20 protein-coding genes are annotated in these 17,261 nt (G+C 31.3%); 12 read left to right on the top strand and 8 right to left on the bottom strand.

The window, feature by feature from the left end; translation table 11 throughout:
* The first annotated feature begins 1 nt into the window (after position 1).
* From fliF to ELQ07_RS03995, 10 genes are all read left to right on the top strand, one after another.
* Positions 2-1,684, top strand: a complete 1,683-nt coding sequence (gene fliF, locus ELQ07_RS04040) for a flagellar basal-body MS-ring/collar protein FliF (RefSeq protein ID WP_070316709.1) — start codon at positions 2-4, stop codon at positions 1,682-1,684.
* On the top strand, positions 1,684-2,712 hold the full coding sequence (gene fliG / locus ELQ07_RS04035; protein ID WP_002854670.1) for a flagellar motor switch protein FliG: 1,029 nt from the start codon (positions 1,684-1,686) through the stop codon (positions 2,710-2,712). The genes fliF and fliG overlap by 1 nt, the downstream gene beginning before the upstream one ends.
* A gap of 7 nt (positions 2,713-2,719) precedes the next feature.
* The gene (gene fliH, locus ELQ07_RS04030) at positions 2,720-3,550 is read left to right on the top strand and encodes a flagellar assembly protein FliH (RefSeq protein WP_002876898.1); all 831 of its coding nucleotides are present in this window, start codon (positions 2,720-2,722) and stop codon (positions 3,548-3,550) included.
* Complete coding sequence (gene dxs, locus ELQ07_RS04025; protein ID WP_070316710.1) at positions 3,543-5,390, top strand: 1-deoxy-D-xylulose-5-phosphate synthase; 1,848 nt, start codon at positions 3,543-3,545, stop codon at positions 5,388-5,390. Before fliH ends, dxs begins: the two co-directional genes overlap by 8 nt.
* A gap of 85 nt (positions 5,391-5,475) precedes the next feature.
* Entirely contained in the window at positions 5,476-5,886 is a 411-nt protein-coding gene (gene perR / locus ELQ07_RS04020) for a peroxide-responsive transcriptional repressor PerR (protein WP_002876900.1), read from the top strand.
* Between the two features lie 45 nt (positions 5,887-5,931).
* A complete protein-coding gene (locus ELQ07_RS04015; protein WP_002892855.1) occupies positions 5,932-7,128 on the top strand; it encodes a hypothetical protein in 1,197 nt (398 codons plus the stop codon).
* Positions 7,129-7,130: 2 nt separating this feature from the next.
* Positions 7,131-7,838 (top strand): bifunctional demethylmenaquinone methyltransferase/2-methoxy-6-polyprenyl-1,4-benzoquinol methylase UbiE, encoded by a 708-nt coding sequence (gene ubiE / locus ELQ07_RS04010; protein WP_002872421.1) that lies wholly within the window; start codon positions 7,131-7,133, stop codon positions 7,836-7,838.
* Positions 7,835-8,998, top strand: a complete 1,164-nt coding sequence (xseA, locus tag ELQ07_RS04005; RefSeq protein ID WP_134224766.1) for an exodeoxyribonuclease VII large subunit — start codon at positions 7,835-7,837, stop codon at positions 8,996-8,998. Before ubiE ends, xseA begins: the two co-directional genes overlap by 4 nt.
* Before the next feature lie 9 nt (positions 8,999-9,007).
* Positions 9,008-10,084: a phosphoserine transaminase gene (gene serC / locus ELQ07_RS04000; RefSeq protein WP_070316712.1), complete on the top strand. Its 1,077-nt coding sequence runs from the start codon at positions 9,008-9,010 to the stop codon at positions 10,082-10,084.
* Complete coding sequence (locus ELQ07_RS03995) at positions 10,081-10,431, top strand: RidA family protein (protein ID WP_134224765.1); 351 nt, start codon at positions 10,081-10,083, stop codon at positions 10,429-10,431. Before serC ends, ELQ07_RS03995 begins: the two co-directional genes overlap by 4 nt.
* Here ELQ07_RS03995 and ELQ07_RS03990 read toward each other — a convergent pair.
* The 6 genes from ELQ07_RS03990 to ELQ07_RS03965 all read right to left on the bottom strand — a co-directional run bounded on the left by ELQ07_RS03990 (position 10,428) and on the right by ELQ07_RS03965 (position 13,722).
* Positions 10,428-11,402, bottom strand: coding sequence for a beta-ketoacyl-ACP synthase III (locus ELQ07_RS03990; RefSeq protein ID WP_134224764.1), 975 nt, complete (start codon positions 11,400-11,402; stop codon positions 10,428-10,430). The two genes, ELQ07_RS03995 and ELQ07_RS03990, sit on opposite strands and share 4 nt — an antisense overlap.
* Positions 11,395-12,381, bottom strand: a complete 987-nt coding sequence (gene plsX / locus ELQ07_RS03985; RefSeq protein ID WP_002854249.1) for a phosphate acyltransferase PlsX — start codon at positions 12,379-12,381, stop codon at positions 11,395-11,397. The genes ELQ07_RS03990 and plsX overlap by 8 nt, the downstream gene beginning before the upstream one ends.
* Positions 12,382-12,386: 5 nt before the next feature.
* Positions 12,387-12,533 (bottom strand): 50S ribosomal protein L32, encoded by a 147-nt coding sequence (gene rpmF / locus ELQ07_RS03980; RefSeq protein WP_002858674.1) that lies wholly within the window; start codon positions 12,531-12,533, stop codon positions 12,387-12,389.
* 23 nt (positions 12,534-12,556) lie between these two features.
* Positions 12,557-12,910, bottom strand: a complete 354-nt coding sequence (locus ELQ07_RS03975; RefSeq protein ID WP_134224763.1) for a hypothetical protein — start codon at positions 12,908-12,910, stop codon at positions 12,557-12,559.
* Positions 12,911-13,324: a nucleoside-diphosphate kinase gene (gene ndk / locus ELQ07_RS03970; protein WP_002854376.1), complete on the bottom strand. Its 414-nt coding sequence runs from the start codon at positions 13,322-13,324 to the stop codon at positions 12,911-12,913.
* Between the two features lie 113 nt (positions 13,325-13,437).
* Positions 13,438-13,722: a 4Fe-4S dicluster domain-containing protein gene (locus ELQ07_RS03965; protein WP_002854354.1), complete on the bottom strand. Its 285-nt coding sequence runs from the start codon at positions 13,720-13,722 to the stop codon at positions 13,438-13,440.
* A gap of 205 nt (positions 13,723-13,927) precedes the next feature.
* On the opposite strand from ELQ07_RS03965, the gene ELQ07_RS03960 reads away from it, so the two are divergent.
* Together ELQ07_RS03960 and flhB are read left to right on the top strand one after the other, a co-directional pair.
* Entirely contained in the window at positions 13,928-14,524 is a 597-nt protein-coding gene (locus ELQ07_RS03960; RefSeq protein ID WP_002854219.1) for a peroxiredoxin, read from the top strand.
* Positions 14,525-14,642: 118 nt separating this feature from the next.
* Positions 14,643-15,731 carry a flagellar biosynthesis protein FlhB gene (flhB, locus tag ELQ07_RS03955; protein WP_070316716.1) on the top strand — a complete coding sequence of 363 codons (1,089 nt, stop codon included), beginning with the start codon at positions 14,643-14,645 and terminating at the stop codon, positions 15,729-15,731.
* Positions 15,732-15,736: 5 nt separating this feature from the next.
* Here the strand turns inward: flhB and motB are convergent, their stop codons facing one another.
* Both motB and motA read right to left on the bottom strand, forming a co-directional pair.
* Positions 15,737-16,480: a flagellar motor protein MotB gene (motB, locus tag ELQ07_RS03950; RefSeq protein WP_070316717.1), complete on the bottom strand. Its 744-nt coding sequence runs from the start codon at positions 16,478-16,480 to the stop codon at positions 15,737-15,739.
* Positions 16,481-16,482: 2 nt separating this feature from the next.
* Complete coding sequence (motA, locus tag ELQ07_RS03945) at positions 16,483-17,259, bottom strand: flagellar motor stator protein MotA (RefSeq protein ID WP_002880492.1); 777 nt, start codon at positions 17,257-17,259, stop codon at positions 16,483-16,485.
* Positions 17,260-17,261 lie beyond the last annotated feature (2 nt).

The raw sequence follows: 17,261 nt of genomic DNA, 5'->3' as shown, positions 1-17,261 counted from the left end.
AATGGATTTTAAAAATATGCTTCATCAAATTGGGCAACTTTATCAAAATTTAACTCGCAAGCAGCGTATAGTGATTGCTGCATCTATTGTAGTAGTGGTTGGGTTTTTGGTTTTTTTAGCTTTATTTCGTGGAAGTGGTAGTAATGCAAATAATGGATATGCAGTTTTAGTTGAAAATGTAAGCCCAAGTTCTTCTGCTGCAATTGTAGCTAAACTTGAACAAAATAATATTCCCTATAAATTAGAAAGTGAAAATAAAATTTTAGTTCCACAAGATCAGGTTTATCGTCAAAGAATGTTTATTGCAAGCGAAGGTCTTATAAAAGATAGTCGCGTGGGTTTTGAAGCTTTTGATACTCAAGCTTTTGGAGCTACAAATGAAGAGCAAAAGGTAAAATACCAAAGAGCCATAGAAGGCGAACTTGCAAGAACTATTGAGACTTTAGAACCTATTCGTAGCGCTGTTGTACACATAGCATTTCCTAAAGATAGTGTTTTTACTGAAAGGCAAATTCCGCCTACAGCTTCAGTTGTTGTTAATGTTCGCGAAGGCTTAAAGCTTACTAGAAAACAAATTGATGGTATAAAAAATATTGTTTCAGCGGCAGTTCCAAAACTTACTAAAGAAAATGTTAAGATTAGTGATCAAAGTGGTGTGCCTTTAGATGAGCAAGAAGCATATGAAGATGACTTAGTTCGTGCGCAAATTAAATTTAAAAGTGATCAAGAAAAAGCTTTAGAAGATAAGATTATAGAAAATTTAGCTCCTTTTGCAGGTGGTATGGATAAAGTAAAAGTGAGTGTAAATATAGATTTTGATTTTTCCAAGCAAGAATCTCAAAGTGAAATTTATGATCCAAATCCTATAGTGCGTAGTGAGCAGACTTTAAACGAAGAAAGAACAGGTAGAAAAGATCCAGAAATTCAGGGTGTTCCAGGTGCTGTTTCTAATATAGGTCCTGTTGAAGGACTTGACAATAAAGGTCAAATTGACACTTATAAAAAAAATCAAGTTACTACAAATAATGAACTTTCTAAAACTATCACAAATACCAAAAAACAATTTGCAACAGTTTTACGCACTTCAGCAGCTGTTACTATAGATGGAAAATATCAAGATGTGGTTGATGAAAATGGGGATGTGAAAAGTGAATATGTCCCATTGACTAAAGAAGAGCTTGCAAGTGTTGAGAGTATAGTTAAAAATACTATTAATTTTAGCGCTACTAGAGGTGATAGTGTTGTAGTGCAAAATTTGCCATTTCATCGTGAGTCGATTAGAGTTGAGAGTAAAGTTAAAACTTTTTACAATCGTTTTGTTGAGCCATTTATTCCGCCGGTTAAGTATTTTATTGCAGCGATTTTACTTTTTATTTTTTACAAAAAAGTCATTGCTCCATTTACTCAAAAAATGCTTGAAGATGTCGCAGCGCAAGAAGAAATGCAGCAAGGTCCAAATGCTGTTTTAGATGATGTTGAAGATACTTTGGAAAAAATGAATGCAGCAAGGAAGAAAGTTGAAGAACAACTTGGTTTTGGGGATAACTTCAATGAAGATTCTATCCAGTATGAGGTTTTACTTGAAAAATTGCGTGGTTTGGTAAGTGATAAAAGTGAGGAAATTGCTGCACTTTTGCAAAACTTAATTCAAAATGATAGCGAATTTGGCGAAAAGGATATGTGATGATAAAGCTAAGTGAAGAACAAAAAATGGTCTATGATGATTTATCGATGCCTGAGAAGGTAGCGATATTTCTTATACAACTTGGCGAAGATGCAACAACTTCTGTGTTTTCACATATGGAAATTGATGTAATTACAGAAATTTCACGTTATATTGCTATGGCTAAAAATGTTGATAGATCTGTAGCTACTGCGGTTTTAGAAGAATTTTACACTCTGCTTCAATCAAATCAATATATTAAAAGTGGTGGTTTGGAATATGCTAAAGAAATACTTTTTCGTACTTTTGGGCCAGAGATTGCAAATAAAATTCTTGAAAAACTTACTAAAAGTATGGAGAATAATCAAAATTTTGCTTATTTGGCACAAATTAAACCACAGCAACTTGCAGACTTTATTACCAAAGAGCACCCACAAACCATCGCTCTTATTTTGGCACACATGGATTCTATTCATGCGGCAGAAACTTTAGAGTATTTTAGTGATGAATTAAGGGCTGAGGTGGTTATAAGAATGGCAAATCTTGGCGATATTTCTCCAAGTATTATTAAAAGAGTTTCTGCAGTGTTAGAAAGCAAGCTTGAAAGTCTTACCTCTTATAAGGTTGAAGTGGGCGGCCCAAGAGCGGTAGCAGAAGTGCTTAATCGTTTGGGTCAAAAAGCAAGCAAATCAACCATTACTTATATTGAACAAAGTGATGAACGCTTAGCAGAGACTATTAAAGAGCTTATGTTTACTTTCGATGATATACAAAAACTTAGCACTCAAGCTATAAGAGAAATTTTAAAAGTAGCCGATAAGCGTGATTTAATGATAGGTTTAAAAGGTGCAAGTGAAGAGTTAAAGCAAAAATTCTTAGCCAATATGTCTACGCGTGCAAGCGAAGCTTTTCTTGAAGAAATGGGTTTTTTGGGTGCTGTGCGTGTTAAAGATGTTGAAGATGCGCAAAGAAAGGTTGTTGAAGTGGTGCAAAAACTTGCAGAACAAGGTCTTGTTCAAACAGGCGATGCGGATGAAATGATAGAGTAGGTGAGAGATGGTTAATCGTAGCAATGTAATTTCTGGTGGGGCTTCTGATCAGCATGTTGTTGAAGGATATCGTTTTAAAGTTATTTCAGAATTTGATAATCATACAGGTGAAAAAAAACATACTCAAACTCCAGATGAAGAAAATGCTAATATATCTTTAAATGATGAAAAACCAGTCGAAGAAAATCAAGCCATTGCCCCTACGCAAGCTGTTATGGAAACTCAAATTCCAACATTTCAACCAAGCTTTGTTGAAGATTTGCTTAAAAAAACAGATGAAATGTCAAGCAATATTATTAAACTTCAAATGCAAATAGAAAGCCAAGAGAATGAATTTAATAACCGCTTAAATTCAGAACTTGAAAATGCTAAAGAAAAATTTGCCAAAGAAGGTTATGAGAAAGCAAAAGAAGAATTTCAAAAGGAATTGAGTGATTTTAAAGATAAGTATTTAAAAAGTATAGCCAAACTCGATAATGCTTGCGAAAATCTTGAAAATTTCATAGAAAAAAATGAGAAAGAATTAGCAGATACTGCTATAGATATCGCTAAAGAAGTAATCTTAAAAGAGCTTGAACTAAATTCAAGTAAGATAGCTTATGCTTTGGCCAAAGATTTAATCGGCGAGCTTAAGGGTGCTAGTGCAATTGAGCTTAAGGTTAATGCAGAGGATTATGAGTATTTAAAAGAGCAATTTGATCAGAATGCTCATATTAAAATAAGTCTTGATGATGCAATTAGCAAAGGAAGTGTTGTTATTATAAGTGACGCAGGCAATATAGAATCCAATCTTAACTCTCGTCTAACTAAAATTAAAAAAATGGTGAATAATGAGTAAAAAATTTGCCCATACTCAAGAAGAGTTAGAAAAGCTAAGTTTAAAAGAATTAGAAAATTTAGCAGTATCTATGCGTGAAAAAATCATACAAGTTGTGAGTAAAAATGGTGGGCATTTAAGTTCAAATTTGGGTGCTGTAGAACTTAGTATAGCAATGCATTTGGTTTTTGATGCAAAAAAAGATCCTTTTATTTTTGATGTGTCGCATCAGTCTTATACACACAAGCTTTTAAGCGGAAAAGAAGAAATATTTGATACTTTAAGACAAATCAATGGTCTAAGTGGTTATACAAAACCTAGCGAGGGAGATTATTTTGTAGCAGGGCATTCTAGCACCTCTATTTCTTTGGCAGTAGGTGCTTGTAAGGCCATTGCTTTAAAGGGTGAAAAGCGTATTCCTGTTGCTTTGATTGGAGATGGTGCTTTAAGTGCGGGTATGGCCTATGAGGCTTTAAATGAATTGGGTGATTCTAAATTTCCTTGCGTAATACTTTTAAATGATAATGAAATGAGTATCTCAAAACCAATTGGAGCAATTTCAAAGTATCTTTCTCAGGCTATGGCAACGCAGTTTTATCAAAGTTTTAAAAAGCGTATTGCTAAAATGTTGGATATATTGCCTGATAGTGCTACTTATATGGCTAAGCGTTTTGAAGAGAGTTTTAAACTTATTACTCCTGGGCTTTTGTTTGAAGAATTAGGGCTTGAATATATAGGGCCTATTGATGGACATAATTTAGGTGAAATTATTTCTGCATTAAAACAAGCAAAAGCTATGCAAAAGCCTTGTGTGATACATGCTCAAACCATAAAGGGTAAAGGCTATGCTTTAGCTGAAGGAAAACATGCTAAATGGCACGGGGTGGGAGCCTTTGATATAGATAGTGGAGAGAGTGTTAAAAAAAGTGATACTAAAAAATCTGCTACTGAAATTTTTTCTAAGAATTTGCTTGATTTAGCCTCAAAATATGAAAATATTGTTGGGGTTACGGCGGCTATGCCAAGTGGAACAGGTCTTGATAAGCTTATAGAAAAATATCCAAATCGTTTTTGGGATGTGGCTATTGCAGAACAGCATGCAGTAACTTCTATGGCCGCTATGGCAAAAGAAGGATTTAAACCTTTTATTACAATATATAGCACCTTTTTGCAGCGTGCTTATGATCAAGTGATCCATGATTGTGCGATTATGAATTTAAATGTGGTTTTTGCTATGGATAGAGCAGGGATAGTAGGCGAAGATGGGGAGACGCATCAAGGTGTTTTTGATCTTAGTTTTTTAGCTCCTTTGCCAAATTTCACTCTTTTAGCCCCAAGAGATGAACAAATGATGCAAAATATAATGGAGTATGCTTATTTACATCAAGGACCTATTGCTTTTCGTTATCCTAGAGGGAGTTTTATTTTGGATAAAGAATTTAATCCTTGTGAGATAAAACTTGGTAAGGCACAATGGCTTGTAAAAAATAATAGTGAAATTGCTTTTTTAGGTTATGGACAAGGTGTGGCAAAAGCGTGGCAAGTCTTAAGAGCCTTGCAAGAAATGAATAATAATGCTAATTTGATTGATTTAATTTTTGCTAAACCTTTAGATGAAGAGCTTTTGTGTGAGCTTGCTAAAAAAAGTAAAATTTGGTTTATTTTTAGTGAAAATGTTAAAATTGGCGGTATAGAAAGTTTAATTAATAATTTTTTACAAAAATATGATTTGCATGTAAAAGTTGTTAGCTTTGAATATGAAGACAAATTTATTGAACATGGAAAAACAAGTGAGGTGGAAAAAAATCTAGAAAAAGATGTCAATAGTTTGTTGACAAAAGTTTTAAAATTTTATCATTAAATAATAAAAAATATTATTTAATATAAACTTCTTTTAATAAAAATTTTATTATTATTTTTACTTAAAAAAGCAAGGAATAAATAAAATGGAATTACTACAAATGCTTAAAAAACATGAGTTAAAAGCTACTCCGCAAAGACTATGTGTTTTAAAAATTTTAAAAAGACATGAGCATCCTAATATTGATGAATTATATACAGAAATTAAAAAAGAATACCCTTCAATCTCTTTAGCGACGGTTTATAAAAATCTTAATACTTTACAAGAACAAGGTTTAGTTGTTGAAATCAATGTTTTAAATCAAAAAACTTGTTACGATATTTATGAAGAAGAACATATTCATGTTGTTTGCACCAAATGTGGTGGTATAGAGGATTTAAGTTTTAAAGATGCTAAGCTTTATGAATATCAAGAGCATTTAGAAAAAAAGATAGGCAATCTCGTCAATCATCTGTCTGTTTGTGCTTATGTTGATAGTTGCAAAAAGTGTCATTAAGCAAAATAAGGTTAAAATAACCCATATATTTTAAGGGTTATTTTAATGGTTTATGAAATTCAAAAAAACTTTTTACTATCTGATTGCACTCTTTTAGAGAATTTAAAAAAAGATAATATACCTTTTCGAAATTCTAAATTTGAAACTTTTTATACTCAAATAACTTCAAATCATAGTGTTAAATTTCAAAGTTTTTGCAATGAATTTTATAAAATTACAAAATTTAATAATTCAATTTTAGAACAGAATCAAGAAGAGAAAATTTCTAAAAAAAAATTTGAAAAAGCTCGAAAAAAGATTATAGGAAAGAGTATTAAAAAAGAACGCTTCGAATTTAAATTTTGCTCTTTAAAAAGTTATATTGATATTTATGAAGAGCCTAAAATTTGTATTTTAAAAATATTTTTTCCAACTTTGGATAGTTCCAATGAATTTAAAATTCCTAAAGATTTTAAAATTCAAAAAGAATTACATCATGATTTAAATTCTAAACATATTGTTTTATATGGTTTTGAATATCAAAATTTTGATATAGAGAAATGTTTTAAAATTATAGAAAAAAATCAGAATTTTAGCTTGGATTTTCCAAATTATATTAATGCTTATGATGGATTTAGAATTTTTTTATTTTATTTATTTAAAAAATTAAAATTTTATTGGACTTTATCTTTAGAGAGAAAAGATAAGCAAAGTTTATGCGAATTTTTATTTTATTCAAGAAGCTTGTATATAGTTTTATCAAGCATGAATACTATTTTAGATAAAAATTTGAGTAATATTTTGGCTTTAAAGTTTAAAGATATAACGAAAAAAACTCAAGATATTTTAGCAAGTGAAAATTCAAATCAAGATTTATTGCTATTTTTAAGCGATGAAAAAATCCAAGATTTGTTTAATGATTTTGATTTTTTCATAAAGGAAAATTCTTTTTATGAAGGCGATTGCAAAGATAGGTTTTTTAAACAACTTGTTGCGTTAGAACTTAGAAAAAAAATTATTTTATTTAGAAAAAATATACTAAAAAATTTTGATTTAGAGCTTTTTGAAAATAGTTTTTTTGAATTGGCAATATTTTTAGAATATTTTTATCGTTTTTTAGAGATAAAAAATTTAAACAAACTTTATGAAAAATATTGCAAAGATAGGGATAAAAATATTTTTTCGAAAATAATCAATAATAAAAATAAATTTTGCAAATTGCTTAAAAAATCAAGTAAAAATTTGAAAATTTACAAAGGATAAAAATGCAAAAACAAGAAAAAATTATAGAAATGTTTAATCAAATTGCACCTACTTATGATAAGGCAAATAGAATTTTAAGCTTTGGAGCTGATGTAGCGTGGCGCAAAAAAGCTTGTCAAAGAGTGATGAGTTTGTATTTAAAAAAAGATTTAAAAATCGCTGATATTGCCTGTGGCACAGGGGATATGATAGAGATTTGGCAAGAGAGTGCTTTAAAAATGGAAAAAAATATTTTAAATATTAAAGGTATTGATCCAAGTAGTGGCATGCTAAATGTTGCAAAAGAAAAATTTCCAAATGTCGAATTTATAGAAGCAGGGGCGCAAAATTTACCTTTAGAAAGTCAAAGTTTAGATATTTTAAGCATTAGTTATGGCATTCGCAATGTTGTAGAAAGACAAAAAGCCTTAAGTGAATTTGCTAGAGTACTTCAAAAAGATGGTATTTTGGTAGTTTTGGAATTTACAAAAAGAGAAAAGGGTGGATTTATAGCAGCTTGTAGAGATTTTTATCTTAAAAATATTTTACCAAGTATAGGTGGGATAATCAGTAAAAATAAAAGTGCTTATGAGTATTTACCAAACTCTATTGAGGGATTTTTAAGTAAGGAAGAGTTCATCTTGGAACTTAAAAATGCTGGTTTTGAAATGCTTGATTATAAAAGTTTTAGCTTTGGCGTGAGTTCAATGTTTATAGCAAAAAAACTATGACACCAACAGAATTAAATCTTAAGGCAAAGGCTTTATTAGAAACACATTTTGATGATATAGTTTTAAGTGGAGAAATTTCAAAAATTACTTTACATGGTTCAGGGCATTGGTATTTTGATTTAAAAGATGAAAGATCAAGCATTGCTTGTGCTATGTTTAAAGCAGCTAATTTAAAAGTCGCGTTTAAACCAGCGGTGGGGGATTTTTTAGAGCTTTGTGGAAGTGTGAGTTTATATCCTGAAAGCGGTCGTTATCAATTTATCGCTACTAGTATGAAAAAAGCAGGTTTTGGGGATTTGGAAGCACAGTTTTTGGCTTTAAAAGAGCGTTTGCAAAAAGAAGGACTTTTTGATCCACGCTTTAAAAAATCTTTGCCAAAATTTCCTAAAAAAGTAGGCATTATCACTTCAAAAACTTCTGCTGCTTTGCAAGATATGCTAAAACTTATTCATCACAAAGAATATTTTTTGGCAAAAATTTATATTTTTGATGCTTTAACTCAAGGAAATAATGCTCCTTTTTCTCTTATACAAGCTTTAAAAAAAGCCGATGATATGGATTTAGATGTTCTTATTATAGCACGTGGTGGAGGAAGCAGGGAAGATCTTTTTTGTTTTAATGATGAAAATTTAGCAAGAGAGATTTTTAAAGCAAAAACTCCTATTATTTCAGCCATAGGACATGAGATTGATTATGTTATTAGTGATTTTGTTGCAGATTTTAGAGCTCCAACGCCCTCAGCTGCTATAGATACTTTGTTTTATTCTAAGCTGGATATAGAGCAAAGTTTGGATTTAATGGAAGAAAAATTAATGCAACTTTGGAATCATAAAATACAAAATTATGAAAATTTGCTTTTAAATTTAAGCAAATTTTTCAAATTTAATTCTTTGCCAAAAATAATAGATGAAAAAATAAAACAAAGCCATAATATAGAAAAGCAATTAAATCATCTACTGGCAAATCAAATGCGTTATAATGAATTAAAATTAGATAAATTGCAAAATGCCTATTTGCAACATGAGAATTTTTTTAATAAAAGCAAAAAGTTTATTTGTATCAGAAAAAATGGTAAAATAGCAAATTTAGAAGATCTTAAGAGTGATGATATCGTTATTTTAAGTTCTCAAACTTCTCAAAAAGAAGCAAAAATTTTATAAGGATAAATTATGAGAAAAATTAATTTCAGTGCAGGGCCATCGACTTTACCTTTAGAAATTTTAGAGCAAGCTCAAAAAGAACTCTGTGATTATCAGGGTAGGGGTTATTCTATAATGGAAATTTCTCACCGCACAAAAGTATTTGAAGAAGTGCATTTTGGAGCACAAGAGAAAGCTAAAAAACTTTACGGGTTAAATGATGATTATGAAGTATTATTTTTACAAGGTGGAGCAAGTTTGCAATTTGCTATGATTCCTATGAATTTAGCTTTAAATGGGGTTTGTGAATATGCAAATACAGGAGTTTGGACAAAAAAAGCGATTAAAGAAGCACAAATTTTAGGTGTCAATGTTAAAACCGTAGCAAGTAGCGAGGAAAGTAATTTTAATCATATTCCTAGAGTGGAATTTAGCGATAATGCTGATTATGCTTATATTTGTTCTAACAATACTATTTACGGCACTCAATATCAAAATTATCCTAAAACTAAAACTCCTTTGATTGTGGATGCATCGAGTGATTTTTTTTCTAGAAAAGTAGATTTTTCAAATATTGCTCTTTTTTATGGCGGAGTGCAAAAAAATGCTGGAATTTCGGGTTTAAGTTGTATTTTTATCCGTAAAGATATGTTAGAAAGATCTAAAAATAAACAAATTCCTAGCATGTTAAATTATTTGACTCATGCTGAGAATCAGTCCTTGTTTAACACGCCTCCAACCTTTGCTATTTATATGTTTAATCTTGAAATGGATTGGCTTTTAAATCAAGGCGGACTTGATAAAGTACATGAGAAAAATTCTCAAAAAGCTGCTATGCTTTATGAGTGTATTGATTTAAGTAATGGATTTTATAAAGGACATGCAGATAAAAAGGATAGATCTTTAATGAATGTGAGTTTTAATATTGCTAAAAATAAAGATTTAGAGTCTCTTTTTGTAAAGGAAGCCGAAGAAGCTGGAATGATAGGACTTAAAGGACATAGAATTTTAGGAGGAATTCGTGCAAGTATTTATAATGCGCTTAATTTGGATCAGGTAAAAACCTTGTGTGAATTTATGAAAGAATTTCAAGGAAAATATGCATGATAAAGCGTTTTGATGAGTGCGATAGAATGTCGCAAATTATTGTTTTTGATAAATATTTTAAGACTGCAGGACAAGTGGCTTTTGAACCTAGCGGAGATATTAAAAAACAAACTAAAGAAGTGCTTGCAGAACTTGATGCTTTGTTTGAAAAAATAGGCGCAAACAAAGGAGATTTGATTCAAATTCAAATCTGGTTAGATAATATGCAAGATTTTGATGCAATGAATGAAATTTATGATGCTTGGATTAAAAATTATCCTAAACCTGTTAGAGCTTGTGTAGGAAGTGCTTTAGCAGAGGGTTATTTGGTAGAAATTCAAGCTTTTGGAAAGCTAAGAGAGAATTAAAAATTCTCTCCTCCAAATTTTAAAAGTGCAGATCCCCAAGTAAAACCACCGCCAAAAGCATCTAGCAAGATCAGATCCCCTTTTTTAAGCCGACCTTCTTCATAGGCATCATTCATTGCCATAGGTATAGAAGCAGCTGAAGTATTGCCATATTTTTGTACAGTGATCACACATTTTTCATCGCTTAGATTGAGTTTTTCTTGGACGGCTTTAATGATGCGTAGATTAGCTTGATGAGGAATAAAAAGATCAATTTCTTGTGCTAAAATGTTATTTTTGGTTAAAATTTCTACAACATCATTACTAAGCGTGTTTACTGCTATTTTAAAAACTTCATTGCCTTTCATTTGCATAGAAAGTGTTTGACATAGGCTTGATTTTTGCGATCTTTGAGTCATTAAAAGATCTCCATAATTACCATTGCTTGCAGTATGTACATCAAGGATATGATTTTCATTATCCAAACTTACAACTCCAGCACCTGCACCGTCTCCAAAGAGTATGCAAATACTTCTGTCATTGTAATCCATAATTGAACTTGTTTTTTCAGCTCCTATGATTAAAACATTTTTTTTCAAACCACTTTCTACTAAGGCTTTAGCTTGTTCAAGCAAATAGATAAAACCAGAACAAGCTGCTGAAATATCAAAAGCGCTAATATTTACAAGTCCTAAATTTGAAGCAATTTTACAAGCGGTTGAAGGCATAGTAAAATAATCAGGACTTAAAGTGGCTACAAGAATAGCATCAATATCTTCAGGTTTTAAATTTGCTCTTTCTATGGCTTTTAATGCAGCTTTTGTGCCCAAATCGCTAGTATTTTCATTTTCACTAGCAATGCGCCTTTCTTTAATACCTGTGCGTCTAGTGATCCATTCATCGGTGGTATCTACCATTTTTTCAAGATCAGCATTGCTTAAAATTTTTTCTGGAATATAAGAAGCTATACTTTTAAGACCGGCTTTAAGCATTGTATTTCCCAAGTTCATTTTCTATAAGTTCATTGATATGAGATTGGCTAAAATTTATAGCTTGAAAAATTGCATTTTTAATAGCTCTAGAATCGCTTTTTCCATGACTTATGATCACGCAGCCATTAACTCCAAGAAGGGGTGCTCCGCCATATTCTTGCCAATCTGTGTGTTTTTTTAATTTTTTAAAAGATGGCTTCATGAGTAAAGCACCTATTTTAGAAATAAAAGATTGCTTTACTTCGTTTTTTAGAAGTTGAAAAATAGCTGTTGCCACACCTTCACAAGCCTTTAAGATAACATTTCCATCAAAACCATCACAGACTAAAACATCTATTTCACCATTGAAAATATCTCTACCTTCAGCATTACCTATAAAATTTGGAATTTTTTTCATAAGCTGATGACTTTCTTTGGTAAGTTCATTACCTTTGCATTCTTCTTCACCATTAGAAAGTAAAGCAAGGCGTGGTTTTTGAATTTGCATGATTGCTCTAGCATAAACTTCACCCATTATGGCAAATTGAAATAAATTTTCAGCTTTACAATCTGTATTAGCTCCAACATCCAAAAGTAAAGTTTTGTTAATGATATTTGGCATTAAAGTGGCAATAGCAGGTCTTGAAATGCCTTTAAGTCTTCCAAGCCTTAAGGTAGCCAAAGACATACTTGCTCCACTATGACCCGCTGAAACTACAGCATCTACTTTTTTTTCTTTTAATAAATTAATAGCTTTATATATGGTTGTTTCTTTATTTTTTAAAGCATCTGTGGCATTTTCATTCATCGAAAAAATTTCACTAGCTTCTTCGTATTGTATATATTGTTCTAATTTTTTTGGTATTAAAGGTTTTAGAATTTTAGAATTTCCCACTAAGATAGCGTTAAAAGGTTTTGCTTCTAGCGCCTTTAAAACGCCTTCTATAATGGGTTTTTCTCCAAAATCACCACCCATTGCATCAATGGCAATGTTAATCATTGATTTTAATATTCCTTAGTTGTTGGATTCGCACGGTGAGGCATTTTGTAGCTTCCATCTTTGTCTTTTATAGGCATAGGAAGACTAACTTTATAGTGAGTTCTGCGTTTAGCTGCACGAGTTTTGCTCACTCTTCTCTTTGGTACTGCCATTTTTTCTCCTTTATAAAATTTAATTAATTATTGCAATTTATGCAATAAAAATAATCACTTAAATAAGCTTCAAGCTCGCTGATAGCAACTTCTATTAAATCAATATGTCCATCGAAAAATTCTATAGTATTGCTCAATTCGTTTGCTTCATCTTTAAAAATACCATCACTTGCAAAAAGTTCTAAATTTTCTTTAATTTCAAGTTTTAACTCAGCTCCACAACTATCACAAGGTCTATAGATAAAACCTTGCATAATAGCATTTATTTTAACAAGCTTAGGATTTATTTTTACTAAATTTCCCTCAAAAATCATATTTTCAAGATTAAGTTTAAAAGGATATTCCTTTGTATTAATCTTAGAAAAAGGGATTTTCATTTAGCAAATTTCATTTGGTTTAAAGAAAAAATCAATTTCTATTTTTGCATTTTCCAAGCTGTCACTTCCATGAACAGCATTAGCATCAATACTCTCAGCAAAATCGGCTCTAATTGTTCCTGCTTTAGCTTCTTTAGGATTTGTCGCTCCCATTAAATCTCTATTTTTTAATACAGCACCTTCTCCTTCTAGTACAGAAACAACAACAGGACCGCTAATCATAAATTCAACTAAGTCTTTAAAAAAAGGTCTTTCTTTATGAACAGCATAAAAATTTTCAGCTTGTTCTTTACTAAGTTGAACTTTTTTCATTGCAGCGATTCTTAATCCATTGCTTTCAAAACGATCTAAAATTTTTCCTATAACACCTTTTTTAACAGCATCAGGTTTAATTATAGATAAAGTTTTTTCCATCTTTGTAATAACTCCTTATTTTAATAAAGCTTAAAATTATACTTGAATTTGTTTAAAGAAAGTTAAATTATAAAGAAAAAGCTAGGAATCTCTAGCTTTTTAATTTTTTAAAATTATGCAAAAACTGGAGTGTCCCCACTTCTCATATCAGCGCCAATATTATCACGACTTGGTTGTCCTGATTCTACAGCACTCCAAACTATACATCCATCTGTTGGGCAAGCACTGGCACAAGCTGGTTGATCATTATGTCCTACGCATTCAACGCATTTGTTTGCATAAACATAATATCTATCTTCACCTTCTGGATTGTTAGCATCATCAACGATAGCACTCACTGGACACTCATCAATACAAGAACCACAAGCAATACATATATCTGTAATTTTTACAGCCATTTTTTCTCCTTTTTAATATTAAGATTTAAAAGATTTTAGCATAAAATTCTTAAATAATGTAAATTTTGATAATCAAAATTTTACCTTATTTGATAATAATTATAACTTTCTTAAATTTTTAATATTATTTTAGATATTTAAAAAAAAATAAAGATTTAAACGATATAATTTCGTTATCAATAAAATTTATTATTTAGGAGAAAATATGATAGTTACTAAAAAAGCTTTAGATTTTACTGCTCCAGCAGTATTGGGAAACAATGAAATTGTTCAAGATTTTAATCTTTATAAAAATATAGGTCCAAAAGGAGCGGTAGTATTCTTTTATCCAAAAGATTTTACTTTTGTTTGTCCTTCAGAAATTATAGCTTTTGACAAAAGATATCAAGAATTTAAAAACCGTGGCATTGAAGTAATTGGAATTTCAGGAGATAATGAATTTTCACATTTTGCTTGGAAAAATACTCCAGTAAATCAAGGTGGTATTGGTCAGGTTAAATTTCCGCTTGTTGCTGACTTAACTAAGCAGATTGCTAGAAATTTTGATGTACTTTATGCAGAAGCAGTTGCCCTTCGTGGTTCGTTCTTGCTTGATGCTGATGGAACAGTTCGCCATGCTGTGGTTAATGATTTACCACTAGGTAGAAATATAGATGAAATGTTAAGAATGGTTGATACTATGCTTTTTACAAATGAGCATGGTGAAGTTTGTCCTGCAGGATGGAATAAGGGTGATGAAGGTATGAAAGCTAACCCTAAAGGCGTGGCTGAATATCTTGGCAAAAACGAAGCTAAACTTTAATTTCTTAGTATAAAGCCTCTTTACGAGGCTTTTTCTTCATTTTTATTCTTTAATTGAAATTCATAAATTTTCTACTATAATTTTACACACATATTAAAATTTTTATTTAGGCTAAAATATGGCAGGCGAAGATCAAGAAAAAACAGAAGAACCCACGTCCAAAAAGATAGAAGATGCGCGTAAAGAAGGTAATGTTCCAAAGTCTCAAGATGCGGCAGCTATTGTAACTTTGATAATTGGAGTAACTATAACTTTATTTATGATGAGTTTTATGGGCGAGAGAATTGTAAATTTATATAGATACTATCAAAGTTTTATTGGTGTTGAATTTGATTTGCGTATTATTCAAGCCATTATGATTAAAAGTATTTTTGAGGTTTTAATTATTCTTGCACCTATTGTTTTAAGTATTATGATTGCTGGGGTTTTAGGAAATATTATGCAATTTGGTTTTATTTTTACAACTAAACCTATTATGCCAAATTTAGGAAAAATCAATCCTCTAAAAGGTTTAAAAAACCTTTTTTCGTTGAAAAAAATTGTTGAAAGTATAAAAATTATTTTAAAAGTGGGTATTGTTTTTACTATAGCTTTTATAGTTTTACTTAAATTTATGCAAGAGCTTCCAAGAGTTGAGCTTTATACTATGGTTGCACAGCTTACTTGGCTAAGAGACAGAGCTATTGTTTTAGCAGCTATTGTTATAGTTGCTTTTTTAATTATTGCTGTTTTAGATGTTTTTTTGGTGCGTTTTCAGTATTTTAAAGGTTTGCGTATGAGCAAACAAGAAATAAAAGATGAGTATAAACAAATGGAAGGAGATCCTCAGGTTAAAGGTAGAATTCGTAGACTTCAAATGGAAGCTGCGCGTCGTCGTATGATTCAAGATGTTGCAGGTGCGGATGTGGTGATCACAAACCCAACGCATTATGCCGTAGCTATTCGTTATGATACAAGTAAAGAACAAGCCCCTAGGGTTGTTGCCAAAGGAGTGGATTTTCTCGCTCTTCGCATAAAACAAGTAGCCTATGAAAATAATGTTGTAGTTTATGAAAATCCTCCTTTAGCAAGAGAGCTTTATAAAGCTTGTGATGTTAATGATCTTATTCCTAGGGAAATGTTTAAAGCTGTAGCTGAGGTACTAGGATTTGTTTATAATACAAATAATAAGAGTCGTTTAGCTGGTCAAGTAAAAAAAGGAAACTAAAACTTTTAAGGTGCTTTAGTTCCTATTTTGTTAATAAGCTCAAGAACCGATTTTTGAGTATTTGTATCTGCTGTATCGACTTTAAAATATATTTCTACTCTATTATTTTCTAGAGCTTGTGGATTTCCATTGATGGGATTATTAAGCCCGTAGCTTTTAATGCTAATGTTTTTTAAATTTGCTCCACCTTCTATAAAATATTTTAATACATTTTCTGCTCTTTGATAGGCGAGTTCATAACTTCTTATAATAGAGTCGCTATTGTCTGTATAGCCTCTAATTTCTATTTTTGCTTGAGGTGGCAAATATGTTGTTAGTTCAGCCATACGTTTTAAATAATCTTGTATATCAGCTGAAACGATTTGAGCACTACCTCTTTCAAATTCAACTTTAGATGGAAGGTTAAGAGCAACCTGATTGTCGCTTTGATCTAGAGCTGCTTGAAGACGTTTGATGGTTTCTTGCTGTGTCATAGTCATTTGTTTTAACGATTTGAGTTCATCACTTTCTTCTTTTGCTGCACCCTTATATTTTTCTTGGGTTTTACTTTCTTCTTTGACTGTTTGAGTAGAGGTATAATCAAAGATTTTAACAAATTCGGTTTTTAAAGCCTCTACTTTAGCAGGATTTGTTTTAGAAATTGCCCAAAGAGCAATAAAAAGTGCCAAAAGCAAACTTAGAAAGTCTGCATAAGGTACAGCCCATTTTTCACCTGCAGGACATTCTGGACATTTATGTTTCTTGGCCATTTTTAACCTTTGTCAAATTGTGAAATTTTTGGATCATCGTGACTTAAGAAATTAAAAAGCTTAGCTTCCAAATCTCTAGGATTCGCACCTTCTGCAATTCCTTTTATGGCTTCAGTGATGACAATTTGCTCTTTTACAAGATCCATTCCATTAGCTTTCATTTTTCTTCCCCAAGGTGCAAAAAGCGCATAAGCACCAAAAATCCCAGTAACCGTAGCTGTAAAAGCACCTGAAATACCCGCTGCCATTGCTTGAGGATTATCTAGCAATTTAAGAGCTAGAATAAGACCAAAAACCGCTCCAACAAGTCCCATGGTAGGGCAAGTTTCTCCAAATACTATCCAATATTCTGCGCATTCTTTATAATGCTCTTCAAGTTGTTCGGTTTGTATTTCCATGCTTTCGTGAATTTCTTCAAAGCTTTTACCATCTACAAGCATCATCATAGCATTTTTTAAAAATTCATTTTCGATCTCATTGGTTCTTGATTCTAATGCTAAAAGACCATCTCTTCTTGCAATAATAGCAAATTCTATTAACTGAGCTATCCTTTCAGGTAGATTTACTCCAGAACCTTTAAAGACAACTTTGAGTTCTTTATAAGCTGCTTTTACAATTTTTTTATGTGTAGAAGTCATTGCACAAAATGCAGCCGTTGGCATAACTATAAGAAAGGAAGAAAGGTGAATAACATGTAAAGGATTTCCTCCTTCTAATATATCTCCTACTGAAATACTAGTAACTGCGAGCACCATTCCCAGTATGGTTGAAAGATCCATTA

Source organism: Campylobacter sp. US55 (assembly GCF_004378955.1).
GTDB lineage: Bacteria > Campylobacterota > Campylobacteria > Campylobacterales > Campylobacteraceae > Campylobacter_D > Campylobacter_D jejuni.
Note: the sequence above shows the minus strand (reverse complement) of the source record. Positions and strands in the feature narration are given on the sequence as shown.